This is a genomic window from Desulforhopalus vacuolatus (genome assembly GCF_016918505.1).
In the GTDB taxonomy this organism is placed as follows: domain Bacteria; phylum Desulfobacterota; class Desulfobulbia; order Desulfobulbales; family Desulfocapsaceae; genus Desulforhopalus; species Desulforhopalus vacuolatus.
Genome location: NZ_JAFFPZ010000007.1, coordinates 96,079 through 119,712, shown reverse-complemented (window position 1 = coordinate 119,712; position 23,634 = coordinate 96,079). Strand labels below are relative to the sequence as shown.

General features: G+C 53.3%; 23 protein-coding genes. 22 read left to right on the top strand and 1 reads right to left on the bottom strand.

Features of this window, described 5'->3' with window-relative positions; all coding sequences use genetic code 11:
* Positions 1–32: 32 nt before the first annotated feature.
* Both JWG39_RS06650 and JWG39_RS06645 read left to right on the top strand, forming a co-directional pair.
* Positions 33–281: a hypothetical protein gene (locus tag JWG39_RS06650; RefSeq protein WP_205218598.1), complete on the top strand. Its 249-nt coding sequence runs from the start codon at positions 33–35 to the stop codon at positions 279–281.
* Positions 282–751: 470 nt separating this feature from the next.
* Positions 752–1,729: a malate dehydrogenase gene (locus JWG39_RS06645; RefSeq protein ID WP_205218597.1), complete on the top strand. Its 978-nt coding sequence runs from the start codon at positions 752–754 to the stop codon at positions 1,727–1,729.
* A gap of 216 nt (positions 1,730–1,945) precedes the next feature.
* Here the strand turns inward: JWG39_RS06645 and JWG39_RS06640 are convergent, their stop codons facing one another.
* Entirely contained in the window at positions 1,946–2,770 is an 825-nt protein-coding gene (locus JWG39_RS06640; RefSeq protein WP_205218596.1) for a class I SAM-dependent methyltransferase, read from the bottom strand.
* A 66-nt stretch (positions 2,771–2,836) separates the two neighbouring features.
* Here JWG39_RS06640 and hypF point away from each other — a divergent pair, with 66 nt between their 5' ends.
* The 20 genes from hypF (at position 2,837) to nuoL (ending at position 23,621) form a co-directional block, all read left to right on the top strand.
* Positions 2,837–5,113 carry a carbamoyltransferase HypF gene (gene hypF, locus JWG39_RS06635; protein WP_205218595.1) on the top strand — a complete coding sequence of 759 codons (2,277 nt, stop codon included), beginning with the start codon at positions 2,837–2,839 and terminating at the stop codon, positions 5,111–5,113.
* A 124-nt stretch (positions 5,114–5,237) separates the two neighbouring features.
* Positions 5,238–5,498 carry a HypC/HybG/HupF family hydrogenase formation chaperone gene (locus JWG39_RS06630; RefSeq protein ID WP_205218594.1) on the top strand — a complete coding sequence of 87 codons (261 nt, stop codon included), beginning with the start codon at positions 5,238–5,240 and terminating at the stop codon, positions 5,496–5,498.
* The gene (gene hypD / locus JWG39_RS06625; RefSeq protein ID WP_205218593.1) at positions 5,495–6,628 is read left to right on the top strand and encodes a hydrogenase formation protein HypD; all 1,134 of its coding nucleotides are present in this window, start codon (positions 5,495–5,497) and stop codon (positions 6,626–6,628) included. The genes JWG39_RS06630 and hypD overlap by 4 nt, the downstream gene beginning before the upstream one ends.
* Positions 6,621–7,643 (top strand): hydrogenase expression/formation protein HypE, encoded by a 1,023-nt coding sequence (hypE, locus tag JWG39_RS06620; protein WP_240192028.1) that lies wholly within the window; start codon positions 6,621–6,623, stop codon positions 7,641–7,643. The genes hypD and hypE overlap by 8 nt, the downstream gene beginning before the upstream one ends.
* Positions 7,644–7,655: 12 nt before the next feature.
* Positions 7,656–8,003, top strand: a complete 348-nt coding sequence (locus tag JWG39_RS06615) for a hydrogenase maturation nickel metallochaperone HypA/HybF (protein WP_205218591.1) — start codon at positions 7,656–7,658, stop codon at positions 8,001–8,003.
* A gap of 45 nt (positions 8,004–8,048) precedes the next feature.
* Positions 8,049–8,831, top strand: coding sequence for a hydrogenase nickel incorporation protein HypB (gene hypB / locus JWG39_RS06610; RefSeq protein WP_205218590.1), 783 nt, complete (start codon positions 8,049–8,051; stop codon positions 8,829–8,831).
* A 33-nt stretch (positions 8,832–8,864) separates the two neighbouring features.
* Positions 8,865–9,209 (top strand): DsrE family protein, encoded by a 345-nt coding sequence (locus JWG39_RS06605; protein ID WP_205218589.1) that lies wholly within the window; start codon positions 8,865–8,867, stop codon positions 9,207–9,209.
* A 954-nt stretch (positions 9,210–10,163) separates the two neighbouring features.
* A complete protein-coding gene (locus JWG39_RS06600) occupies positions 10,164–10,991 on the top strand; it encodes a sulfide/dihydroorotate dehydrogenase-like FAD/NAD-binding protein (protein WP_205218588.1) in 828 nt (275 codons plus the stop codon).
* A gap of 29 nt (positions 10,992–11,020) precedes the next feature.
* Positions 11,021–12,424, top strand: a complete 1,404-nt coding sequence (gene gltA / locus JWG39_RS06595) for an NADPH-dependent glutamate synthase (RefSeq protein ID WP_205218587.1) — start codon at positions 11,021–11,023, stop codon at positions 12,422–12,424.
* Between the two features lie 610 nt (positions 12,425–13,034).
* A complete protein-coding gene (locus tag JWG39_RS06590; RefSeq protein WP_205218586.1) occupies positions 13,035–13,397 on the top strand; it encodes an NADH-quinone oxidoreductase subunit A in 363 nt (120 codons plus the stop codon).
* The gene (locus tag JWG39_RS06585; RefSeq protein ID WP_205218585.1) at positions 13,388–13,912 is read left to right on the top strand and encodes an NADH-quinone oxidoreductase subunit B; all 525 of its coding nucleotides are present in this window, start codon (positions 13,388–13,390) and stop codon (positions 13,910–13,912) included. The genes JWG39_RS06590 and JWG39_RS06585 overlap by 10 nt, the downstream gene beginning before the upstream one ends.
* On the top strand, positions 13,909–15,621 hold the full coding sequence (locus tag JWG39_RS06580) for an NADH-quinone oxidoreductase subunit D (RefSeq protein WP_205218584.1): 1,713 nt from the start codon (positions 13,909–13,911) through the stop codon (positions 15,619–15,621). The genes JWG39_RS06585 and JWG39_RS06580 overlap by 4 nt, the downstream gene beginning before the upstream one ends.
* Positions 15,618–16,124: an NADH-quinone oxidoreductase subunit NuoE gene (gene nuoE, locus JWG39_RS06575; protein WP_205218583.1), complete on the top strand. Its 507-nt coding sequence runs from the start codon at positions 15,618–15,620 to the stop codon at positions 16,122–16,124. Before JWG39_RS06580 ends, nuoE begins: the two co-directional genes overlap by 4 nt.
* Before the next feature lie 63 nt (positions 16,125–16,187).
* On the top strand, positions 16,188–17,483 hold the full coding sequence (gene nuoF, locus JWG39_RS06570; RefSeq protein WP_240192027.1) for an NADH-quinone oxidoreductase subunit NuoF: 1,296 nt from the start codon (positions 16,188–16,190) through the stop codon (positions 17,481–17,483).
* A 10-nt stretch (positions 17,484–17,493) separates the two neighbouring features.
* Complete coding sequence (locus JWG39_RS06565) at positions 17,494–19,062, top strand: NADH-quinone oxidoreductase subunit G (protein ID WP_205218582.1); 1,569 nt, start codon at positions 17,494–17,496, stop codon at positions 19,060–19,062.
* Entirely contained in the window at positions 19,059–20,348 is a 1,290-nt protein-coding gene (locus JWG39_RS06560) for a complex I subunit 1/NuoH family protein (protein WP_205218581.1), read from the top strand. Before JWG39_RS06565 ends, JWG39_RS06560 begins: the two co-directional genes overlap by 4 nt.
* Before the next feature lie 12 nt (positions 20,349–20,360).
* Entirely contained in the window at positions 20,361–20,891 is a 531-nt protein-coding gene (locus JWG39_RS06555) for a NuoI/complex I 23 kDa subunit family protein (RefSeq protein WP_205218580.1), read from the top strand.
* Positions 20,891–21,403 carry an NADH-quinone oxidoreductase subunit J family protein gene (locus JWG39_RS06550; RefSeq protein WP_205218579.1) on the top strand — a complete coding sequence of 171 codons (513 nt, stop codon included), beginning with the start codon at positions 20,891–20,893 and terminating at the stop codon, positions 21,401–21,403. The genes JWG39_RS06555 and JWG39_RS06550 overlap by 1 nt, the downstream gene beginning before the upstream one ends.
* The gene (nuoK, locus tag JWG39_RS06545; RefSeq protein WP_205218578.1) at positions 21,396–21,692 is read left to right on the top strand and encodes an NADH-quinone oxidoreductase subunit NuoK; all 297 of its coding nucleotides are present in this window, start codon (positions 21,396–21,398) and stop codon (positions 21,690–21,692) included. The genes JWG39_RS06550 and nuoK overlap by 8 nt, the downstream gene beginning before the upstream one ends.
* A gap of 9 nt (positions 21,693–21,701) precedes the next feature.
* Positions 21,702–23,621, top strand: coding sequence for an NADH-quinone oxidoreductase subunit L (gene nuoL / locus JWG39_RS06540; RefSeq protein ID WP_205218577.1), 1,920 nt, complete (start codon positions 21,702–21,704; stop codon positions 23,619–23,621).
* The last annotated feature ends 13 nt before the right edge of the window (positions 23,622–23,634 follow it).

The window sequence follows — 23,634 nt, the reverse complement described above, 5'->3', positions numbered from 1 at the left end:
AAGCAGCGGCACTCCGGGACTCATATCATATCATGACAGACAAGACACAGGAAGAACTTGAGACGAAGATTGCCCGACTGGAACAGTATCTCGTTAAACTCAAGGCAGAACTGGAAAAGACCAGACTGCGGGAACAGCACGAAGCTATTGAACAGATTGATCAATACCTCCACGAAGACGACAACCTTACCTCTGATCTTGAGGAGTTCTGGGGCGTTTTAGTTTCCGACATGCGGGAGTTTTTTGACCATCGGAAAAAACGTTCACAGCATCGCCACTGACATCGACCGGGAATATGCCCGCAGAGTTTTTCGCCCCTTTTCCACAATATTTCCACATACTTCTAAACGTCCACTTCATTAGACTTACATTTCCCCAGCTGGCTCTGCAGCAGACCAATTTAGCAGGGTGAAACCATTAACATATTGAATTTACGCTTCAGACAGGTCACACCGGCAGGAGCAGATCCATCCCAATTCCGATCCCGGAAGTAGTTTTTCCTGCTCCTGTCGGAAAAGAGGGAAAAATCATCATTGATTCCCTTAAGATAGTGGCCACACCCATCTGCTTATGGTATGTTTTGTATCAGTTTTATTGCACAGGAAAACAGGGTTTCTTGATTAACCACTCCGTTCAATCTTTCTCAGACTGTTCGGAGGCTTTCAGAAAACACTGCAAACGCAGTGAAGTAGTAGCAAGTGTTGTTTCCAGGAGTCTCAACCGTTCATCACATTTTATTCAGGAGGCTGTCATGAAAAGTCCCGTACGTGTTGCAATCACCGGAGCCGCAGGTAACATCAGCTACGCTCTTATCTTCCGTATCGCTGCTGGCGATATGCTTGGCGCAGACCAGCCAGTTATCCTCCATCTCCTTGAGATCCCGCCCGCAATGGGTGCCCTCAAGGGTGTTGTCATGGAACTTAACGACTGTGCTTTCCCGCTGGTACAGGGAATTGTTCCCACCGATGATCCCAACGTTGCCTTCAAAGACGTAGATTATGCAATGCTGGTCGGCTCCATGCCCCGCAAAAAAGGAATGGAACGTTCAGACCTGCTGCAAAAAAATGGAGCCATCTTCACCACTCAGGGTAAAGCACTCAACGACAACGCCAGTCGCGACGTAAAAGTTCTGGTGGTTGGGAATCCGGCCAACACCAACAGTCTCATCGCCATGAAGAATGCTCCTGATCTTCCCAGGGAAAACTTCACCGCCATGATGCGCCTCGACCACAACAGATCCCTTTCCCAGCTCGCTGAGAAAACCGGTACCCATTCTTCCCAGGTTAAAAAAATGGCAGTGTGGGGCAACCACAGCGCCACTCAGTTCCCTGATATCGCCAACGCAACCATAGACGGAGTCGCTGCTGCAGAAAAAGTGGACAATGACTGGTATGTAAACACCTTCATTCCCACCGTTCAACAACGTGGCGCGGCAGTTATTGAAGCCCGCGGCGCATCTTCTGCAGCTTCTGCAGCCTCTGCAGCCATTGACCATATGCGCAGCTGGGCTCTCGGTACCAACGGCGAATGGGTAAGCATGGGCGCGTACAGCGGCGGCAACAGCTACAATATTGATGCCGATCTGATTTACGCCCGTCCGATGACCTGCGAAGGCGGCAAATGGACAGAAGTTACCGGTCTCAAAATCAGTGATTTCCAAAAGGAAATGATGACCGCAACCGAAAAAGAACTGCAATCTGAAAGAGAAGCAGTTAAAGACATGATCTAATTTGTTCGAAAAGGAAGGTGCCCCGTCTTTGTGCGGGGCACCTTCCGATAAAAAGTACTTTGAAGAAGTTTGTATTTCGTTCATATTCGAGGACAGAAGGAGATGAGCGAAAGACCGGACATTCAATGTTTCTTTATGTAGATCATCGAATTATTTTAAGAATTGCATGAGAGGGCCGTCGGGAAATTTCCGCTGGCCCTTTTTTTTATTTCGCTATTACATCTCTGTATCAAAACACCAGCGAAAGGACCTGTTGCCGCAGTGGCCCGCCTTCGTGCAGGTAATTCTGCTGACACAGTGCCCCGCTGCGGTGGCCTGCTGTCGCAGAATGGCAGAGACAGCACTGCACTCCTCCATTTTCGCCATCCTGTAGAAATGAAGCGTTCCCCCGGGACGCAGTGCCCGCAACGCGGCTGGAAGAAAGAGATCGCCTCCCCTGGGCAGCGGCATGACAATACGGTGAAAGGTTGTTTCCGCATGACTGAGAAAATCCGCCGCATCCATGCAATAAAGGGTAATAAGGGATTCCAGTCGGTTACGTCGCACGTTTTCTACGGCATAACGGTGCGCGGCCGGATTTTTCTCCACGCCAATAACCTGCGCTCCGCCATCGCGGGCGATCATCAACGGAAAAGGTGCAATACCGGAGAAGAGTACCAGAACCCTTTCTTCAGTCTTCACCATTCCGGCTATGCGCTGGCGCTCTACGCCGCTGCGCACTGAGAAGTAACAGGTTTCAAGGTTGAGCCGATAACGCAGACCAAACTCCCGTACTTCCGTCTCCCTGCGGGCTTCTCCGCCGATACATTCCAGCGGCAGAGTGCGAAATTCTCCACTGTACACACCGGCGCGGCGCAAGACCGTGCGGAGATGATGGCTGGTGGAAAGAATCGCTTCGGCGATCAGCCCGCTGCGATGAAGCAGCGGTGTGGGAATGATGACGACGGCGATATCGCCCACCACATCGAAACTGCCGACGAGCTGGTCGAGTTCATCTGCGGAAAGACGCGAAGCGAGAAGTTTTTTCAGATGAGTGGACATGATTTCACATACAGGGCTGAAGAAATTGAGTAAAAGAGTGAAATGATACTCAATTCAGAACAAAAAATGAACACTCATCACTCTGCTCTCGTACAGATTACCGGTATTGTTCAGGGAGTAGGTTTTCGCCCCTTTGTCTATCGGCTTGCGAAGGAACTGAACATCTCAGGTTCGGTACGTAACGATGGCTCCGGGGTAGTAATTACAGGATGTGGAGAAAAGTTGCCGGAATTCCTCCGCCGTCTGTGGAGTGATATCCCGCCGCTCGCCCGTATCGACACCTTCAGCATTGAAGAACGGTCTCTCTTCTCAGCGGAGAACTTCACCATACTCCACAGCAACACCCCGGAAAACGCAAATGCTGAAATTCCCGCCGATATCTGTCTCTGCGAAAAATGTGCAGCTGAAATAGTTGATCCCCGCAACCGCCGTTTTAACTATCCCTTTACCAACTGCACCGACTGCGGTCCACGCTACACCATCGTCAACGAGGTTCCCTACGACCGTTCCAAGACCTCAATGAACGTCTTTCCCTTATGCGAGGCCTGCCAGCGTGAATATGACGATCCCTCCAGCCGTCGCTTCCACGCCCAGCCCAACGCCTGCCCCCTCTGCGGACCACAGCTCGAACTCGATGGTGCACAAGGAGAACCGCTGGCCGCAGCGGCGGAAGCGCTGGCCGCCGGAAAAATAATCGCCATTCGCGGCCTCGGCGGGTACCACCTTGCAGTCGACGCCTGCAGCAAAGAGGCGGTCGCCCGCCTGCGTCTCCGGAAACAGCGCCCTGCCAAACCGCTGGCCATCATGTGTCAGACGGAACGCCTTGATGAAATCTGCGAGATAAAGGGTGTGGAGCTGGAACTGTTCCACTCACCGCAGGCTCCCATCGTTCTTTTTACAGGGAAAAAAGGCCGGCTCGCGGCAAACATTGCGCCGCATATCAGAGAAACAGGTGTCATGCGCCCTTCCACCCCGCTGCACAGCCTCCTCCTCGCCCACTCCGCCTGTCCGCCCTTTCTGGTAATGACCTCCGGCAACCATCACGGCAACCCGATCTGCCGGGACCGCGCAGAGGCAAAAAGGGAGCTCAGTGATATTGCTGACCTCTTTCTTCATCACAACCGCGAGATTCTCACCCGGGTAGATGACTCCGTTGTCCGGATCGCTGCCAACGCCCCACGCCTCCTGCGGCGCAGCCGTGGCTACACCCCCAACAGCCTGCATCTTGTACACGAATTACCGCCCCTGCTCGCCTGCGGGGCGTCAATGAAGAACAATTTCTGCCTCGCCGAGGGCCACCGTCTCATTCCCGGACAACACATCGGTAAACTGGAAAATCCAGCCAATTTTGATTTTTATGTCGAGTCCATCACCCACCTCCAGAAGCTCTACCACATTGAGCCACAGGTGGCAGTCTGCGACCTTCACCCGGACCTGCCCTCCACTCGCTACGCCGAGGGACTCGGCCTGCCCCTCTACAAGGTACAGCACCACCACGCCCACGCCGCCGCAGTAATGGCAGAGCACGGCCTTGAGGAGGCCATCGCCATCGTTCTTGACGGCACCGGCCTCGGCGAAGACGGTACCATCTGGGGCGGCGAGCTGCTCCATGTCACCCTTCACAACAGTGAGCGCCTCGCCCATCTTTCCCTCCTGCCGATGCCCGGCGGTGACAAGGCTGCGGTAGAACCATGGCGCATGGGGCTGGCGGCGCTGCACTCCTGCAACATCTTGAGGCCGCCCGCCGGATGGCAGCAGAGCGTACCCCAGGAATGGCAGATATTGCAGAAGATGCTTGGCGCGGGCCTGCCCGCACCGCAGACCAGCAGTGCCGGCCGTCTCTTTGATGCTGTCGCTTCGCTGCTCGGCGTCTGTCAACAGATGAGTTATGAGGGAGAAGCCGCCATGGAAATGGAGGCACTGGCGAATTCTGCAATAACAGACAGAAGAGAGTGGCTTTCAACACTGGAGAGTTTTTACGCCAGTACTGACACAGGCAACGGAGAGATCCATTCCGGCCCGATCCTTGAGATGATGCTCACCCGCAGCAGAGAATCCCGCGCCCGCCTCGCCCGCGATTTTCACGCCTGGCTGGCCGCCGCCTTCGCCGCCCGCGCGGTGGCAGCGGCGCGAACAACACGAGTATCGCAGATCGTTCTCTCCGGCGGGTGCATGCAAAATCGCCTGTTGCTTGAAGCACTGTTTCATCTGCTGCGCGAAGAAAAGATGGACGTCTTTGCCGGAGAACTGCTGCCAATGAATGACGGCGGGCTGGCGGCGGGCCAGGCACTTGTCGGAGGGATCATGGCTTCCACCGAAAAGAAGTCTGCTGAAAGTCAATAACAGAAAAACAAACGACTTAATGGCCATTTCCCCTTGTCAACTGCAGCAGATGTAACTAATTTATCGAATTCTTTTTATACATCGCAAAATATTTACTGAACACGTACAGGAGAGGATAAAAGATATGTGTCTGGCACTTCCAATGAAAGTAACCGCCATTCAAGGCGATCCGGATGACATCCTGAGCAACCAGGTCGCCACTGTTGACGCCGACGGCATAAGCCGTGAGGTGCGCCTCGATATTATTGACCAGTGGCCGAAGGTGGGGGACTACCTTATTATTCACGCAGGCTTTGCCATCCATGCCCTCGAAGAGGAGGAAGCCCTGAAGAACCTTGAGTTTCTCCGGGAGATGGTTGAGCAGGGAGGTGGCTGGGTACAGTGAAACATGCTGAAGAATACCGGGAGACTGCCCTCGTCCGCCCCCTCGTAAAGCGCCTGCTCGCCGAAATTACCACTCTCAACCGGCCCGCGCGCATCATGGAGGTCTGCGGTACCCATACCATGGCCATTTTCCAGAGTGGACTGAAGTCCATCCTGCCAAAAGAAGTGGAGCTGGTCTCCGGCCCGGGGTGTCCGGTCTGTGTTACCGCCGGCAGCCACATGGATTACTTTATCGAGATTGCCCGAGCGGGTGAAATTGAAGATGGCGGCCGGAGAAGAACTGTTCGCCTCGCCATCTTCGGCGACCTCTTCCGGGTCCCCGGCAACACCTCTTCCCTCGCTGCGGCCAGTGCCGCCGGAGCCCTGGTAAGTATCGTCTACTCTCCCATGGATGCCCTGAAACTGGCCATCGCCCACCCCGACGAAGTGATTATCTTTGCCGGAGTCGGCTTTGAGACAACCAGTCCGACCATCGCCGCAACCCTTCTCGCTGCTGAACGCGGAAAAGTCGACAACTTCCTCGTCGCCCCCTGTCAAAAGACAATGTTGAAGCCCCTTGACGCCCTCTTCGCCGACCCTGAGCTGCGTCTCGACGCCCTTCTCTGTCCCGGACACGTCTGCACCATCATCGGGGTCAATGTCTGGCGGCCGCTGGCAGAGAAATTTCACCTTGCTTCGGTAGTGGCGGGTTTCGAGGCCGCCGATCTGCTTGAGGCACTGCTGATGATTATCGCCCAGCTGCAGAAGGGAGAGGCAAAAGTAGAAAACGCCTATCCACGCGCCGTCCACAAAGACGGCAATCCCCGTGCGCAGGCCATGGTGGCAGAAGTCTTCGAGCCCTGCGACACACTCTGGCGCGGTCTCGGTATTCTTCCCGAAAGCGGCCTTGCCATCCGCGAAAAATACCGCCGTTTCGATGCCGGACGCATCTTCCCCTTTGATCCCGTCGCTGGAGATGAAAAATCCCCGAAAGGCTGCCGTTGCGGTGAAGTCCTGCGCGGCCGGATCTCCCCGCAGGAGTGTCCGCTCTTTGGCAGAGCCTGTACCCCCTCGCAGCCCATCGGTCCCTGCATGGTGTCCAGCGAAGGCGTCTGCGCGGCACATTACAAGTATGGAGAAAATAATGTCTGATACTGTCCTTCTCGACCACGGCAGCGGTGGCCTCGCCAGCCGCAGACTGCTGGAAGAGGTGATCTACAGCCGACTCGGCAATCCTGCCCTGGCCGAAGGCGGCGACTCTGCCCTGCTTGCTGAACTGCCCCCCGGATTCCGCCCCGCCTTTACCACTGACAGCTATGTGGTCGACCCCCTCTTCTTTCCCGGAGGAGACATCGGAAAACTCGCCGTCCACGGCACCATCAACGACCTCGCCATGGCCGGAGCCCGCCCCCTGGCACTGAGTCTCGGCCTTATTCTGGAAGAGGGACTGGAACTGGAGACACTCGCCCGCATCATTGATTCCATCAGCACCGCCTGCAGAGAAGCCGGAGTAAACATCGTCACCGGCGACACCAAAGTGGTACCACGCGGCAAGGGGGACAAGATCTTCATCAACACCTCCGGTATCGGTGCAGTGGCCGGTAACTGCTTTCTCAGCCCGGCCCGTATCCGTGAGGGGGACGCCGTGCTCCTCTCCGGCACCCTCGGCGATCACGGCATTACCATTATGACCCGTCAGGCCGGCGTAGAACTGCAGGGAGACCTGCAGAGCGACACCCGTCCCCTCCACCGCCTCTCTGCTGCACTGCTGGAAAAACTCGGCGGGGATGTCCACGTCATGCGTGATCCCACCCGAGGCGGCGTTGCCACGGTAATCAATGAACTGCTTGGCGGCGGTCTCGCCCTTGAAGTGGAAGAAACGGTCCTGCCGGTGCGCCCGCAGGTGCAGGCGGCCTGTGAACTGCTCGGTCTTGAGCCTCTCTACCTCGCCAATGAAGGAAAGATGCTCGCCGTGGTACAGGGAGAGCGGGCCGACGAAGCACTGGCCGTCTTGCGCAGCCTGCCGGAGGGGGAAGAAGCCGTTATCCTCGGTCGCGTCCACCGCGAAGAGAAGATACGCACTGCCAGCCTCATCCTGCGCACCGTCACAGGCGGTCGGCGAATGGTCGCCCCTCTGCAGGGGATGGCCCTGCCGAGAATCTGCTGAAAAGGAGCCACCATGCACGAACTCTCCCTCGTCCAAAATCTTTTTGCTCAGCTTGAAGAGCTGCTGCGCCAGAACAACGCGAAGAAGATTCTCACTGTCAAAGTAGAGATCGGACCCTTTGCGGGGGTGGTAACCGACTCCTTCGAGTTCGCCTTCGACGTCATGCGCGATTGCGAGCCCTGGGCCAACGGTGCACAACTGATCCTCGTAACCCCGCCCCCCCGCTATCAATGCCTCTGCGGCCATATTCAGGAACGGGACAAACTGGAACCCGGCGTCTGCGAGCTCTGTGGAGACGATTTTCTCACCCCTGTCTCCGGCGGAAATGATATAGTGTTACAACAGGTTGAAATGGAGTAACCGGCTGGCCCGGACTCTTCCCATCAAATATACAAGAGGTACACCATGTGCGATGTATGCGGCTGCGGCTCTCACGACCACGACCATTCTCACAGTCATTCTCACGACCAGAATCACGATCATACCCATGATCATGACCACAACCATAAATCAAAAACCGTGGACGTTGAAACTTCCCTTTTCGCCACCAACAACGCGCTGGCCGATACCAACCGCGAAGATTTTCGTGAAGATGGCATTGTCGCCATCAACCTTATCAGCAGTCCCGGCTCTGGTAAGACCACTTTGCTGGAACACACTATCGATGCGCTGAGGGGAGAGATCAACATCGGCGTTATCGAAGGCGACATTGAGACCGAACGTGACGCCGAACGTATCCGGGCCAAAGGAGTTCCAACCATTCAGCTCACCACCGGCGGCGCCTGCCACCTTGACGCCGCCATGGTCCATAAAGGCTATCGGCGGCTCTGCAAAGAAGAAGGAGGCGGGGATATCCAGCTCCTTTTCATTGAAAATGTCGGCAACCTCGTCTGCCCTGCCAGCTTTGATATCGGTGAAGACGAACGTGTGGTTCTGGTCTCTGTGCCGGAAGGTCCGGATAAACCGGCCAAATACCCCAAGGCATTTTCCAGTTCCCAGACCTTTGTCATCACCAAATGCGATCTCTTGCCCTACTTCGATTTCAAATGCGAAGATGCCCTGCACGACGCAAAAAAGATTAATCCCCATCTGCGAACCATGGAGCTCTGCTCCACCTCTGGTGAGGGGATGGATGCCTGGCTCTCTTACCTGCGGGAGCTGGTGAAGAAATTCGCGGTGACCGAATAGGCAAACCGCATAAAATTCAGCAAAGGAGTCGTCATGAAGAATTGTCTCTATGCTTTTAACGGTGAATTCATGTGCTTTGTCCATGTGCTTCTCAACGGGATGGATATGAAGGAGCGCGGTGATGAGGTTAAAATCGTTATTGAGGGAATGGCGGTAAAACTGGTACCGCAGCTGGAGGAAGAAGCCAACCCCTTCCATAAACTCTATCTCAAGGTAAAAAAAGCCGGAATCATCGACGGCGTCTGCCGCGCCTGTTCTGCCAAAATGGGCGTACTGGACGAAGTAGAGCAGTCAGGTCTCGCTCTTCTCGGCGATATGAGCGGCCATCCTTCTATGGCAGAGTATCAGGCTGAGGGCTATACGATCGTAACCTTTTAAACCCTGTTGACAAAAGGGAGAAAGGAGACAGGAGACAGGAGACAGGAGACAGGAAAAAGCAAAAGATTTCCCTGGAGATAACCAATTTTGGCGTCTTCAGCACAACGGGCGTTTCTACAATGAGATCAATTTTAGATCCTGTTTATCCGTTCGTGATCACCCAACAAAATGTCCACGCAGCTGTATTCTTTGGTCAATAAAAAATGTGATTGGTATAAAAGCCCGGACTCAATATTTGAGTCCGGGCTTTTTTTGTCAAAAATGCACCGGGAAAACGTTTTCTCCGTATTTCTCTCTTTATGATTCCGTGAAATAATACATTACAAAAGGAAATAGCGGTATATATTATACCATTTACACTTTGTATTGACCAGAGAACGCGACTGCGCAGGCATCTTTTTTGGCGATGACGAATGAGTAATAATTCGTGTTTATCCGTGTCCATTCGTGATTCCTTTTGCAGTTTGTAACCACGAATGGACACGAATTTTCACGAACAGGGACAACGCATTAAACGAAAACGTTTGTATCCGAAGTTAAGCCGTACAGTGCACCAGGAGTAGTAATCAACTTTGGGAGTCATCCGAAAGTCGGGGTTGATCGTTTTACGCTCTCATATTCCGTGCTTTCCGTGTCTTCCGTGGTTTACCAGGAGCATGAGAACAGACCGCATTCAACTACAAGGGCATTCTCTTATGGTTTTTTCAGTAATAATTCGTGTTTATTCGTGTCCATTCGTGGTTCCTTTTGTAACCATGAATGGATAAACAGGAGACAAAACGGGTATAACTTAATAGGAATGGTATTACACAAGCAGTGTTTGCTCAAGTAGAAATATCTCTCAATCCAATAGATATTGCGTTTCAATTTATTTCGTGCTTAATTTTCAAGCGCTGGAGACGTTACCTCCGGGCACCTTTCAAGGTACCCATTTTTTTTAATCAAGGAGACCGCATGTTCAAGATAGTCCACCGTGAGGAGCTGGGACAGGGAACTGTCATTCTCAACGAAATCGAAGCTCCGCTGATCGCAAAAAAGGCAAAGCCAGGGCAGTTTGTCATCCTCAAAGCCAATGAAACAGGGGAACGCATTCCCCTGACCATGGCCGACACCAATCTTGAAAAAGGGACGATTACCATCGTCTATATGATAATTGGTCGCTCTACCGCCACCTTCGCCGATCTTAAGGTCGGCGACAGCTTCATGGATGTCATCGGTCCCCTCGGACGCCCCACTCATCTGGAAAAGGTGGGCAAAGTGGTCTGTGTCGGTGGTGGTACAGGTGTCGCGGTGCTCCATCCCATTACCCGGGCGCTGAAGGAAATCGGCAACGATGTTACCGCTATTACCGGCGCGCGGAACAAAGACCTGATCATTCTTGAAGATCTGATGACAAAAGCCTCGAACACACTGCACATCTGCACCGACGATGGTTCCTATGGCCATCATGGTTTTGTCACCGACATCCTTAAAGAGAAGATTGAGAATGAGGATATCAAAATGGTGGTTGCCATTGGGCCGGTACCAATGATGCGGGCGGTAGCCGAAATGACCCGCCCACAGGGAATACATACTCTCGTGTCTCTCAACCCGATCATGGTAGACGGAACGGGCATGTGCGGCTGCTGTCGGGTTTCGGTAGGCGGCGAGACAAAATTTGCCTGTGTAGACGGCCCCGAATTCGATGCCCACAAGGTTGATTTTGGTGAATTGATGCTCCGTCTCCACTCCTACACCGAGATGGAAAAACAGAGTTATGCGAAATTCAAGGGCGAGAAATAACAGCAGGTTAGAAAGATACGGAGAATATTATGGCAGATACAAAGAATAAACCCGGCCGCGTGTCGATGCCGGAACAGGAAGCAAAGGTTCGCGCTCACAACTTCCTTGAAGTTCCAGAAGGATATACCCTGCAGATGGCGCAGGAAGAAGCAGCCCGCTGTCTCCACTGCAAGACCCCCCTCTGTACGCAGGGATGTCCGGTTGGAGTATTGATTCCCGACTTCATTGCACTCCTTGTAAAGGGAGACATCACTGGTGCCGCCCGCAAGATCTGGGAGCGCAACGCTCTGCCCGCTGTCTGTGGCCGGGTCTGCCCGCAGGAGAACCAGTGCGAGGGAAATTGCATCGTTGGCAAACGCGGCGAGCCGGTAGCCATTGGCAACCTTGAGCGCTTTGTTGCCGACTGGGAACGGGAGAATGGGAGTGGGCAGCTTCCACCTCATGAGCCAAAAACCGGCAAGAAAGTGGCAGTGGTCGGTGCCGGTCCCTCCGGACTCACCGTTGCCGGTGACCTGATTAAAAAAGGCCACGATGTCACTATCTTTGAGGCATTTCACAAGCCGGGCGGAGTGCTGGTTTACGGCATCCCCGAATTCCGTCTGCCCAAAGCCATTGTCGGCCAGGAGGTTCACTTCCTTGAACGCCAGGGAGTGACGATAAACTGCAATTCGGTGGTAGGCAAGTGCATCAGTCTGGATGAGCTGTTTGAGGAGGGCTTCGATGCCATCTATGTCGGCGTGGGTGCCGGACTCCCCCGTTTTATGGGGCTGCCGGGAGAAAACTTCATTGGTATTCTTTCTGCCAACGAATACCTCACCCGCACCAACCTTATGAAGGGGTATGACTTCCCTAATTACGACACCCCGGTACCGCAAGGGAAAAAGGTCGTGGTCCTCGGTGCCGGTAACGTCGCCATGGACTCCGCCCGTACAGCCATGCGCATGGGGGCGGAAAGCGTGAAGATCGTCTATCGCCGCAGCCGCGAGGAGATGCCCGCCCGTGGCGCAGAGATTCACCATGCTGAAGAGGAGGGCATTGAGCTCTGCCTGCTTGCCAACCCGACGAAATATATCGGCAACGATGAAGGTCGCCTCGTCGGCATGGAGTGCCTGAAGATGGAACTCGGCGAACCGGACGATTCCGGCCGCCGGCGGCCGGTGCCGATAAAAGGGTCGGAGTTTATTATTGAGTGCGACCTCTGCATCGTCGCCGTCGGCTCCGGGGCGAATCCCCTGCTCACCGGTGAGACCCCGGATATGGAACTGAACAGAAGGGGCAATGTGGTCGCCGAGCCGGGCAGTGGCAAGACCAGCAAAAAAGGGGTGTGGGCCGGCGGCGATATCGTCAGCGGCGCAGCCACTGTCATCCTTGCCATGGGGGCAGGTCGTGAAGCCTCCAATTCCATACATCGTTATCTGACACTGGGCTGGTAAACAACTCTCTCCGCAGATATAAAAAGAGACCGTTTCTCAAAAGGGAAACGGTCTTTTCATCTTTCGATTTTGCAGGGTTTACTGCTATTCATACCATTCCTATTAAGTTATGATCTCGCTCAATGCCATTTTCACTTTCTATTGGCGAATTTAAAGGCAGGGGGACGGGAGACAGGGAACAGCAAAAAACGGAACAGCAAAAAACTTTAAAAAAAGATTGCCTCGTCAGACTGCACCTGCAACCGAACGAGTCAAGCGGAGATGGGACAGATAAAAACCAGACAAAATTCTTACTTTTTTTTTACACATTAGTCTCTACTTCTTCATCACCAGGGGAAACCCCTGGTATGGTATTTATTACGTAATTTTAAGCGCTTAAAAGAACTTTTTTCTCAAACCCACTGCATACCATTAAGGATGATAATCCAACGAAAAATGCAGAAAAGAAGCCCTCAAACATCTCTGAAATGTCCAAATCTCTTTGATTTTACTCATATTTTCGCTTTCTCCTTGACCAACTTCCTGCTCACTGATATAATTTTGGCCTTTGCCCGGCGGGGCTTCGCTGTTATCTCACCCCGCTGAAACAATGTTGCCGGAGGAAACCTCAATGTCATCAGAACTGCTGTTCTCCATTATCGCTATTTTTCTGCTCGCCGCGCTGGTTCCCATTGGGATGGTGGCCACCACCATTCTCGGTCCCCGTTCCTCAAAAGAGAAAATTAAGAATGAAGCTTACGAGAGTGGAATTAAAAACGTCCTGGGTGGCGTTGACCAGAAATTTTCCGTCAAGTTCTATCTCATTACGATTCTGTTTTTAATCTTTGATATTGAGGCGGTATTCATGTACCCGTGGGCCGTCAACGTGCGTGAACTCAGCTGGTTTGGCTTTACGGAGATGGTTGTTTTTATTCTCCTGCTGCTCACCGGACTTATCTACATACTCAGGAAGGGGGTACTCAATTGGCGTTAGGAATCGAAGCAAGCCTCGGTGAATCTGTTCTCACCTCGAAGCTTGACGAAATCATCAACTGGGGACGTAAATATTCACTCTGGCCATACGTTTTCGGAACCGCCTGCTGTGCCATTGAATTCATGAGTACCGCAGCAGCGCAGTTTGACATCTCCCGCTTCGGCGCCGAGGTTGTACGCTACTCCCCCCGTCAGGCAGATATGCTCATGGTCTGTGGAACTATTACCTACAAACAGGCTCCCATTCTGCACCGCATTTATCACCAGCTTTGTGAACCCAAGTGGGTTGTTTCTGTAGGTGCCTGTGCGACTTCTGGCGGTATTTACGATAACTATTGTACCGTGCAGGGCATTGACCAGATTATCCCGGTGGATGTCTATGTCTCCGGCTGCCCGCCACGCCCCGAGGGTATCCTCAACGCTCTGATGGATCTGCAAAAACAGATTGAGAGCAACTCCATTCTCATCGACCCGCAAGCGCGTCATAAAGATTTCAGGGGGATTCTTGATCAATGAATGATACAGCTCTGACACAACTGCAGGAGGCCTTTCCCTCAGCAACCTGCACTCAGGTGATCGATACTGCAGTTCTTGATGTACAGACGGATGACCTGACAACAACACTGACCGCTCTCAAAGAGAACTTTGGCTGTGACCTGCTCCTTGACGTTACCGGCATTGACTATCTCACCTACCCAAAGCCGCCGCAAAAAGAACGCTTCCGCGTAGTCTACACCCTGCGAAACTGGCGAGATAACCTCGTTGTACAAGTGCGCACGGGAGTCTCCAACCCGAAAATCGGCCTGCCCACCGCCAGCAGCATCTGGGAATCTGCCAACTGGGGCGAACGCGAGTGCTGGGATCAGTACGGGATTAACTTCTCCGGGCACCCCGACCTGCGCCGAATTCTCAATCATGTTCAGTTTGAGGGGCATCCGCTGCGCAAGGATTATCCGGTGGATAAGAGGCAGGTCCTCATGGAATCCGACAGTCTTGAGGCTCCGCTCAAGGCTCGGCTGGCGTCGAAAGATACCGGGCACGAAGCAATGACAGAACTCGGTACCGATGTAATGTTTCTCAATATCGGCCCCGCCCACCCCGCCACCCATGGTGCCATCCGTTTCGCCGTCGCATTGGATGGAGAGACAATTCTCGCCAATGTTGTTGAGATCGGTTACCTCCACCGCGGTTTCGAAAAACTGGCGGAAAAGCACACGTACAACCAGGTCATTCCCCTCACAGACCGTCTTAACTACTGCTCCTCAATGATGAACAACATTGCCTACGTCAAGGCAATTGAAAAGTTTGCCAATATTGAGATCACCGAGCGGGCACAGTTCATGCGGGTGGTGCTGGGAGAATTTTACCGCATCCTTGACCACCTCGTCTGCCTCGCAGCTGCCGGGGTCGATGTCGGAGGCCTTACCAACTACTGGTATCTCTACGATGAAAAAGAGGCGGCCTACGACTTCATCAGTAAACTCTGCGGCGGTCGCCTGATGTCTACAGCCACCCGTATCGGCGGCATGTACCACGATTTCCACGAAGGCTGGGAAAAAGAGATGGAGTTTCATCTTGCCGCTATCGAGAAAGGCGCCGGCGACTCTCAGGGACTGATGGAGAAAAACCGTATCCTTCAGGACCGTATGCAGAACGTCTGCAGATTCAGCCCGGAACAGGCGATAAGCTTCGGCCTCACCGGCCCCAACCTGCGCTCCTGCGGCGTTCCCTTCGACCTGCGTAAGGATGCCCCCTATTATAATTATGACGCCTTCGATTTTGACATCCCCATTGGCAGCAATGGCGATGTTTACGACCGCTTCATGATCCGCTATGAAGAGATCAAACAATCCATTCGTATTATCCGTCAGGCGATGAAGATGATCCCCGGAGGACCGGTCAACGTCAACGATCCCCAGGTACATCTGCCGAAGAAAGCACAGGTCTACACGAAAATCGAAGGACTGGCCAACCACTTCAAGATGGTCTTTGAGGGTGTTCACGTCCCGAAAGGAGAGTGGTACGACGGGTACGAGGCTGCCAACGGTGAGCTTGGTTTTCACTTTGTTTCAGACGGCTCCGGGACTCCATATAAATGCAAGGTGCGGCCCCCCTGCTTCTACACGCTGGGGTCTTTTCCGGCCATGGTTGAAGGAAGCATGATTGCCGACGCAATCGTAAATTTGAGTTGCCTTAATATTATCGGCGGGGAGTTGGACAGATGAGTGATCGTTCTAAACTTATTGCAACTGGAAAGCCATTCAAATTCGACAAGAAGCGTGACACTGAGTTTGAACAACTTGTCAAACGCTACCCCTCACGGGAATCCATGGTTCTTCCCGCACTCTGGCTGGTACAGGAACAGGAAAGCTGGGTGTGTCAGGAAGCCATCGGCTATATCGCTGACCGCATCGGCACTTTTGCCAGCAAGGTGTATGAGGTCGCGACTTTTTACAGCATGTTTAACCTTCATCCAGTCGGCAAATATCATATTTGTGTCTGTCGGACCCTCTCCTGCTGGCTGCGGGGAAAACAGGATATTGTTAACTACTTCCGCGATGAACTCAACCTGACTCCGGGCAAAGCCACCGAAGACAAAAAATTCAGCCTCGAAGAAGTGGAGTGCCTGGGACACTGTGGTTCAGCCCCGGTGTTGCAGATCAACGGCGAATTTTACGAGAATATGGATGTGGACAAGGTGAAAAAACTTCTGGCAACCTTCAAATAACCAGCTCCCGGGAGCAGAACCGCCGGCAGTCCGGCGCACCACACCCGTTGACCAAGGAAAATAATGATGCAAGAAGCTAAAATACTCAGCGCGAAATTTGCGATAAAAAATTCGAATAAGCTGACGGTTGCGAAAAAACACGGTGCCTACCAGACCCTCGATAAACTGTTCTCCTCCAAGCAGGGGGATGTTATTGAGATCGTGAAAAACAGCGGTCTCCGAGGCCGTGGCGGTGCAGGTTTCCCTACCGGCATGAAGTGGAGCTTTCTCCCCAAAGGGCTGGACAAACCCGTTTATCTCGCAGTCAACGCCGATGAGTCGGAACCGGGAACGTTCAAAGACCGTTACATCCTTGCCCAGGATCCGCATCTGCTCATCGAAGGCATCATCATCGCCTGTTATGCCATCAACTCCCATGACGCCTATATTTATATTCGCGGAGAATATACCACCCAGCGAACGATCCTGCAGAATGCCATCGACGAGGCCTGCAAAGCTGGACTCATTGGGGAAAAGGTGGGGAAACAAAATTATCGCATTAATATCACCATTCACCGCGGTGCCGGTGCCTATATATGCGGCGAAGAAACAGCCCTGCTCGAATCCATTGAAGGCAAGAAAGGTCAGCCCCGCTCCAAACCGCCGTTCCCCGCTGTGGAAGGACTCTACGCCTGCCCGACCATCATCAACAATGTACAGTCCATCGCCTCACTGCCCTGGATTATACAGAACGGTGCCATGGCCTACAAAAGATACGGCATCGAAAGCGCCACGGGTACCCATCTCTTCGGAATCTCCGGGCATGTAGAAAAGCCGGGAGTGTATGAACTGCCCTTTGGCCTGCCCCTGCTTGATGTGATCAACGAGATGGCTGGCGGAGTCTGGAAGGGACGCAAACTGAAAGGGGTTATCCCCGGCGGCAGCTCCTGTCCGGTGCTCACACCGGAAGAAGCAGCTACGGCAACTCTGGACTATGCGTCGATGGCTGAACACAAAACCATGTTCGGCTCCGGCGGCATCGTAGTGCTTGATGAAACAGTCTCCATGCCGGAACTGGCCGTTAATCTTACGCAGTTTTACCACCATGAAAGCTGTGGTCAATGCACCCCCTGTCGCGAAGGACTCGGCTGGATGGAAAAGATCCTCAAAAAGATCGTGGCCGGAGAGGCGACGATGAGGGATCTTAACCTTGTCCGTGAACTGTGCGACAATATCGAAGGGAAAACGGTCTGTGTGCTTGCCGCTGCCTGCACCATGCCGATCAGGGCACTGCTCGATAAATACAGAGACGAGTTCGAGGCCCTGCTGAAGCCTGAGCCGACCGACGCAGTCACCGAAGCATCAGCGGAACAGGAGTGAGAAAAGAGCCATGACTGAGATGATAAAATTGTTTGTCAATGGGGAAGAAGTAGAGGTCGAATCGGGGAAGAACCTGATTGATGCCCTCGAAAAGGTCGGTATTGAGATTCCTCACTTCTGCTACCACCCGGCACTCGGCGCCGACGGCAACTGCCGCATGTGCCTTGTGGGGATTGAAGATGGACGCCCGCCGGTGGTTCCCGCCTGTAAAACGCTGGCAAAAGAGGGGATGAAGGTCCTACTCGACGCCGACAACATCAAGAAGATTCAGCACGATGTGATGGAGTTGGAATTCATAAACCATCCCACCGACTGCCCCATCTGCGATCAGGCCGGAGAGTGCAAACTGCAAGACTATTATATGAAGTATGAGGGCACCGAAAGTCGCATGTGGGTCCCTCAGGTTACAAAACGCAAGATGCAGGATTTCGGAGGTGGTGTAATCCACGATCAGGAACGCTGCGTTGCCTGCGGGCGTTGTGTCCGTTTTCTCCGCCAAATCACCAGGACCGGTGAACTCGGCCTTGTCAACCGTGGTGATGACTGTCGGGTAGAGTTTTTCCCCGGCCGCCCCATCAACAATCGCTACGGACTTAACGTGGTTGACCTCTGCCCGGTCGGTGCCCTGACCAGCGCTGATTTCCGTTTCAAACAGCGTGCCTGGTTTCTCAAGCGGGCTGAGAGTATCTGCCACGGTTGCAGCAAAGGCTGTAACATCATGGTCGATCACAACAAAGAGAAGTATGAGGACGACATCATATATCGTCTTCGTCCGCGCCAGAACGAACAGGTCAACGGCTGGTTCATGTGCGACGAAGGCCGCATGACCTACAAGCTGGAAAACGACAACCGTCTCGAAGAATGCACCCTCGCCGGTGCTGTCCGGCCGCTGGCAGATATCTTTGCCGATGCAGAACGTCGTATCGAGCGGGCCACCAAAGTACTCTTCCTTGTCTCCCCCTCCGCCAGTCTCGAACAGCTTGCCGCAGTACAGGCACTTGCTGAAAAGACGGGGGCAACGGTCTCCGCCTTCTCCGACGGATACATCGTCAAAGATGACGGTGACGACTTCCTCATCAAAGATGACAAGGCAGCCAACCGCGCCGGAGTTGACCTCCTCGGTATTGCCAAAAGCCGTACCCATTTTGACAACATGGCAAAAGAGGCTGATGTCTTCATCAATTTCGGCAATGATCTCTCCCGCTCTCTGAGTGAAGAGCAGATCGGGAGACTGTTCAGCGATACCTGGGTACTCAACGGTGCAACCCACCCTGGACAGCTCGGCGCAGTCATGGAAAAGAAGGTGGGATCCAGTATAGCCCTCCGCTCATGGTCGGAATACCACGGTGTTGTTGTTAACTGCGACGGCATCGCTCAGAAATTTGTCGGCGGAGTCATGAAAAATGTTGAACGACCGGATATCGTCGAAATGGCCGCCGGTCTGGGAAGCCCCGCTACAGGCACCGCCGCCGCATGGGCGCTTGTTCAGAAAAAAATCCCCGCACTGGCCGAGTTCGGGGGATTCCTTGAACTGCCCGCCGAGGGAGTAAAATTAACTGACAATGAGGCAGGGAAATGACAAATCTTGACATTATAATGGTAATTGTCCGGGTCTCCATCAGTGCCTTTGTACCGCTCTGTTTCCTGGCGGTCTGTGTCACCATGGAACGACGGGTTGCCGGTTTTATACAGGACCGTTCAGGTCCGAACCGTGCGGGCATTTGTGGAATACGGGCCGGTGGACTGGTACAGAACCTCGCCGACGGCCTCAAGCTGGCGTTCAAAGAGGACATCATCTCCGAGCACGTTGAGCACAAATTTCTCTACGTTCTCGCGCCGATTATCTCTATGGCGGCAGCCATTATCAGCTTTGCCCTCGTTCCCTTCGCCGATACCCTTGTCCTCGACGGCAAGAGCTATGTCATGCAGGGAATCCCCTGGGATACCGGCATTCTCTGGTTCCTCGCCATCACGGGTTTCTCGGTCTACGGCATCATCCTTGCCGGCTGGTCCTCTACCAATAAATACTCCCTGCTCGGTGCACTCCGCTCGGCCTCCCAGGTTATCAGCTACGAGATCCCCATGGGACTGGCTGTCATCAGTCTGCTGATTGTTTACGGTTCCATCAACCTCTCAGACATTGCCCGCTTTCAGGGACAGACCTGGCTCGGTTTTATTCCGATGTGGGGAATTCTTCTTCAGCCGCTGGCAGCCGTCATTTTCATCGTTGCCGCCTTTGCTGAGTGTAATCGGACACCATTTGACCTTGCCGAAGGCGAGTCAGAGCTGGTTGCCGGTTTCCATCTTGAATATTCCGCCATGAAGTTTGCGGTATTTTTCATGGGTGAATATGTGGCGATGTTCGCTTCCTCTGCGGTAATTGTTACCCTCTTCTTCGGCGGGTACAACATCCCCTTCTTCGACACAGATTTTCTGATCCGCAATATCAAACCGGTCGCCTTTGTTCTGCTGGTCATCCTGCCGGTCTTCATGTTCTATTTTGCGAAGTGGATCCGCAGAAACAATCGCAGCCAGTATCTGCGGGAGAATGATCCGCGTAAAGCTGAGGCAACCATTTATATTCGCTGCTTCTGGATATTGATCGCCATCATTGAAGTATTCCTGCTGGCAATTCTGGCCTTCGCACAACCTGATACAGCCGCGGCCCATCTGCTGGTGGCTCTCATGCAGATCTGCACTTTCCTCATCAAGGTTACCCTGATGCTCTTTGTTTACGTCTGGGTCCGGTGGACAATTCCACGCTTCCGGTATGACCAACTGCAGATGCTGGGCTGGCAGAAACTTCTGCCGCTGGCTCTTCTCAATATCTTCGTGACCGGCGCCATTGTCGTCGCCCTCGGATAAAAGGAGTTAAAAATGGCAGCAAAAGTCAAACAACTACCGAGCCGGGGCGGCACCCCCGCAGAGAAAGTCTATCTTATTGAGATCTTCAAAGGGATGGCTATCACCCTCAAGCACTTTCTGCGTAACCTGTGGGATAATTCCAACCTCTACGTACGTCACTATCCAGAGGTTCAGCCGGACATTCCGGCACGCTGGCGTGGACGCCATCGTCTGCTTACCCATCCCGATGGAACGCCTAAATGCGTAGCCTGTTTCATGTGTCAAACCAACTGTCCGGCAGACTGCATCATGATCAAGGCCGGGACGCGCATCGACGGCGTCACGGAAAAGATGCCGGTGAGCTTCACCATCGACCTTGCGGAGTGCATTTACTGTGGTTACTGCGTGGAGGCCTGTCCGGAGGATGCTATCCGCATGGACACAGGTATCTACGCCTTTACCTCAAGCAACCGTGAGGAAATGAAAATTGGAATGACCGAAATGCTCTCACTGAAGGGCGGGTTTCCTGAAGAAGAATATCAGAAAGGGCTGGAGGGCGAATAATGTATATCGACACGCTGTTTTCCATCTTTGCGCTTATTGCGATAGCCGGGAGCCTGGGACTTGTCCTCTTTCGCCACCCCATGCAGAGTGCGCTCTGTCTGGCGGTGACCATGATCTCCCTCGCCGGAATCTACGCCCTGCTCTCCGCGAAGCTGATCTTTCTGCTGCAGCTCATCGTTTATGCAGGGGCAGTCATGGCAATGATCGTCTTCATCATCATGTTCCTCAATTTACGCGAGAAAGACCTGCCGGAAGAGAGGGAACGTTTCACGTATTTGATCGGCGGTGCCGTACTGCTGATACCCGTCGCCTGGTTCATGATCAAGGTGATGAAAAGTATCCCCGGAGTGAAAAATTCCATCGTCGGCAACGGCTTCGGCAGTATTAAAGAACTCGGACAGGTACTTTTTACCAACTGGCTGGTTCCGTTTGAAATCATCTCACTGCTGTTGCTCGTCACTCTCGTGGGAGCGGTAGTACTCGCTGGAATCAGGAGGGAAAGCAATGATTGAAGACTATCTCGTATTGAGCGTCATTTTGTTCTGTATTGGTATTCTCGGGGTCATCTCCCGGCGTAACGTCTTTACAGTGTTAATGTCCATTGAGCTGATGCTCAATGCGGCCAACCTGGCCTTCGTTGCATTTGCCCGTCTCAATGAAACCATGGACGGACAGATACTGGCGATGATGGTAATAGCAGTGGCGGCTGCAGAAGCAGCTCTCGGCCTCGCTGTTATCATACTGCTGCACAGACAGAAAGGCAGGCTCGACAGTAATGTCTTCAGCCTGTTGAAAGGGTAAGGGGGAGTCATGGAACATACAGTCAACTATCTGGTCTGCATTCCGCTGCTGCCGCTTGCCGGTGCCTTTGTGCTTGGCATGATGCACATGCTCACCTGCAAAAATCCACTGCCGGAGAAGCTCTACAGCTTCCTCGCCATGCTCGGGCCGCTGGGCAGCCTGATCTTCACCGTCATTATCTTCTCTACACTGCGTGAAATGCCGGCAGAGTCGCGTTATCTGACACAGAACATGTTCACCTGGTTCTCTGCAGGAGATCTGCACGTTGATATGGGTCTCTTCGCCGACCCGCTGAGTACGCTGTTTCTGATCTTCGTCACCTTTATCGGCAGTCTGATTCATATCTATTCCATCGGCTACATGGCCGGAGAAGAGAACTACGGCAAATATTTCGCCTACTTCAACCTCTTTCTCGGCTCGATGCTTATCCTCGTGCTGGGCAACGGTCCCGTGGTCATGTTCATCGGCTGGGAAGGAGTGGGACTCTGCTCTTACCTGCTGATCTCCTTCTATACAAAAGATCGTGATAATGTTCTCGCCGGGAACAAGGCGTTCATCGTCAACCGTGTCGGTGACCTCGGCTTCGTGCTTGGTGTTGCGGTACTCTTCTGGGGACTTCACAGTGCCCTCGGCGGAGCCGGTTTTGACTACCTCAATATCAAAGCAGGTGCATCCACACTGACCGCAGGCACAGGCCTCGCCGTCTGCCTTCTGCTCTTCATCGGTGCCACCGGTAAATCGGCCCAGTTTCCTCTCTATGTCTGGTTGCCGGATGCCATGGCCGGTCCGACACCGGTCTCCGCATTGATCCACGCTGCAACCATGGTCACCGCCGGTATCTATATGGTTGCCCGTTTCAGCTTCCTCTACGCCAGCTACCCCTTTGCCGGTGATGTGGTTGCCTGGGTTGGGATTCTCACCGCGCTGCTCGCCGCCATCATCGGCTGCTTCCAACGTGATATTAAAAAGATTCTGGCGTACTCAACCGTCAGTCAGCTTGGTTACATGTTCGCCGGTGTCGGTGTCGCCGCCTATTCGGCAGGTATCTTCCACGTTTTCACACACTCTTTTTTCAAGGCTCTGCTCTTCCTTGGCGCCGGTTCTGTTATCTACGCTCTGCACCACGAGCAGGACATCTGGAAGATGGGTGGTTTGAAGAAAAAAATGCCCCTGACCTGGATTGTCATGGTCATCGGCGCACTCGCACTGGCCGGTTTTCCCCCCTTTGCCGGCTTCTTCTCCAAGGACGAAATCCTTTTCATGGCGCTGGCAAAAGGTCACTGGATGATCTGGCTGATCGGGGTTTGTGTCGCCGGACTGACTGCCTTCTACTCCTTTCGCCTCATTTTTCTCGTCTTCCATGGTAAGCCAAGGGATCAGAAGTCTTACGACAATGCCCATGAGCCGCCGCCAGTGATGACTGTTCCGCTGATTATTCTTGCTGTTGGTGCAACCTTTGCGGGCTTTTTCAACCTGCCTGCATTCTTCAGCGGCGACAGTATGGTCAGTACATGGCTCGCTCCGAGTCTCCTTGAACATCACTCGGAAGCCAGCCGGGTAACGGAAGGCGTGGCAATGGTACTGAGCATTGCGGTGGTACTCCTTGGTATATTCTACGCCTGGAAAAAGTTTGCCTCCAAACCAGAAGACAAGCCGCTTACCGGCTTTGCCAAATGGGGAGAAGACAAATTCTATGTGGATGAATTCTACAATGCTTTCATCGTCCAGCCGTGGATCGCATTCGGACGCACCATTTCCAACTTCATTGAGCCAAATATTGTTGACCTCCCGGTAAAAGGGACAACATGGCTCTACGGGGTTCTTGGCATGCTTTTCAAGGTGTTTCAGGCGGGCTATGTCCGGGTGTATGCAATTTATATGGTCATAGGCCTGAGTCTTATGAGCATCTTCCTCTCTCAATCACTTTAAGTAAGGTGTACGC

Coding starts and splice junctions, on each gene's coding strand:
- JWG39_RS06650 (WP_205218598.1), top strand. CDS start 33: ATGACAGACAAGACACAGGAAGAACTTGAGACGAAGATTGCCCGACTG.
- JWG39_RS06645 (WP_205218597.1), top strand. CDS start 752: ATGAAAAGTCCCGTACGTGTTGCAATCACCGGAGCCGCAGGTAACATC.
- JWG39_RS06640 (WP_205218596.1), bottom strand. CDS start 2,770: ATGTCCACTCATCTGAAAAAACTTCTCGCTTCGCGTCTTTCCGCAGAT.
- hypF (WP_205218595.1), top strand. CDS start 2,837: ATGAACACTCATCACTCTGCTCTCGTACAGATTACCGGTATTGTTCAG.
- JWG39_RS06630 (WP_205218594.1), top strand. CDS start 5,238: ATGTGTCTGGCACTTCCAATGAAAGTAACCGCCATTCAAGGCGATCCG.
- hypE (WP_240192028.1), top strand. CDS start 6,621: ATGTCTGATACTGTCCTTCTCGACCACGGCAGCGGTGGCCTCGCCAGC.
- JWG39_RS06615 (WP_205218591.1), top strand. CDS start 7,656: ATGCACGAACTCTCCCTCGTCCAAAATCTTTTTGCTCAGCTTGAAGAG.
- hypB (WP_205218590.1), top strand. CDS start 8,049: ATGTGCGATGTATGCGGCTGCGGCTCTCACGACCACGACCATTCTCAC.
- JWG39_RS06605 (WP_205218589.1), top strand. CDS start 8,865: ATGAAGAATTGTCTCTATGCTTTTAACGGTGAATTCATGTGCTTTGTC.
- JWG39_RS06600 (WP_205218588.1), top strand. CDS start 10,164: ATGTTCAAGATAGTCCACCGTGAGGAGCTGGGACAGGGAACTGTCATT.
- gltA (WP_205218587.1), top strand. CDS start 11,021: ATGGCAGATACAAAGAATAAACCCGGCCGCGTGTCGATGCCGGAACAG.
- JWG39_RS06590 (WP_205218586.1), top strand. CDS start 13,035: ATGTCATCAGAACTGCTGTTCTCCATTATCGCTATTTTTCTGCTCGCC.
- JWG39_RS06580 (WP_205218584.1), top strand. CDS start 13,909: ATGAATGATACAGCTCTGACACAACTGCAGGAGGCCTTTCCCTCAGCA.
- nuoE (WP_205218583.1), top strand. CDS start 15,618: ATGAGTGATCGTTCTAAACTTATTGCAACTGGAAAGCCATTCAAATTC.
- nuoF (WP_240192027.1), top strand. CDS start 16,188: ATGATGCAAGAAGCTAAAATACTCAGCGCGAAATTTGCGATAAAAAAT.
- JWG39_RS06565 (WP_205218582.1), top strand. CDS start 17,494: ATGACTGAGATGATAAAATTGTTTGTCAATGGGGAAGAAGTAGAGGTC.
- JWG39_RS06560 (WP_205218581.1), top strand. CDS start 19,059: ATGACAAATCTTGACATTATAATGGTAATTGTCCGGGTCTCCATCAGT.
- JWG39_RS06555 (WP_205218580.1), top strand. CDS start 20,361: ATGGCAGCAAAAGTCAAACAACTACCGAGCCGGGGCGGCACCCCCGCA.
- JWG39_RS06550 (WP_205218579.1), top strand. CDS start 20,891: ATGTATATCGACACGCTGTTTTCCATCTTTGCGCTTATTGCGATAGCC.
- nuoK (WP_205218578.1), top strand. CDS start 21,396: ATGATTGAAGACTATCTCGTATTGAGCGTCATTTTGTTCTGTATTGGT.
- nuoL (WP_205218577.1), top strand. CDS start 21,702: ATGGAACATACAGTCAACTATCTGGTCTGCATTCCGCTGCTGCCGCTT.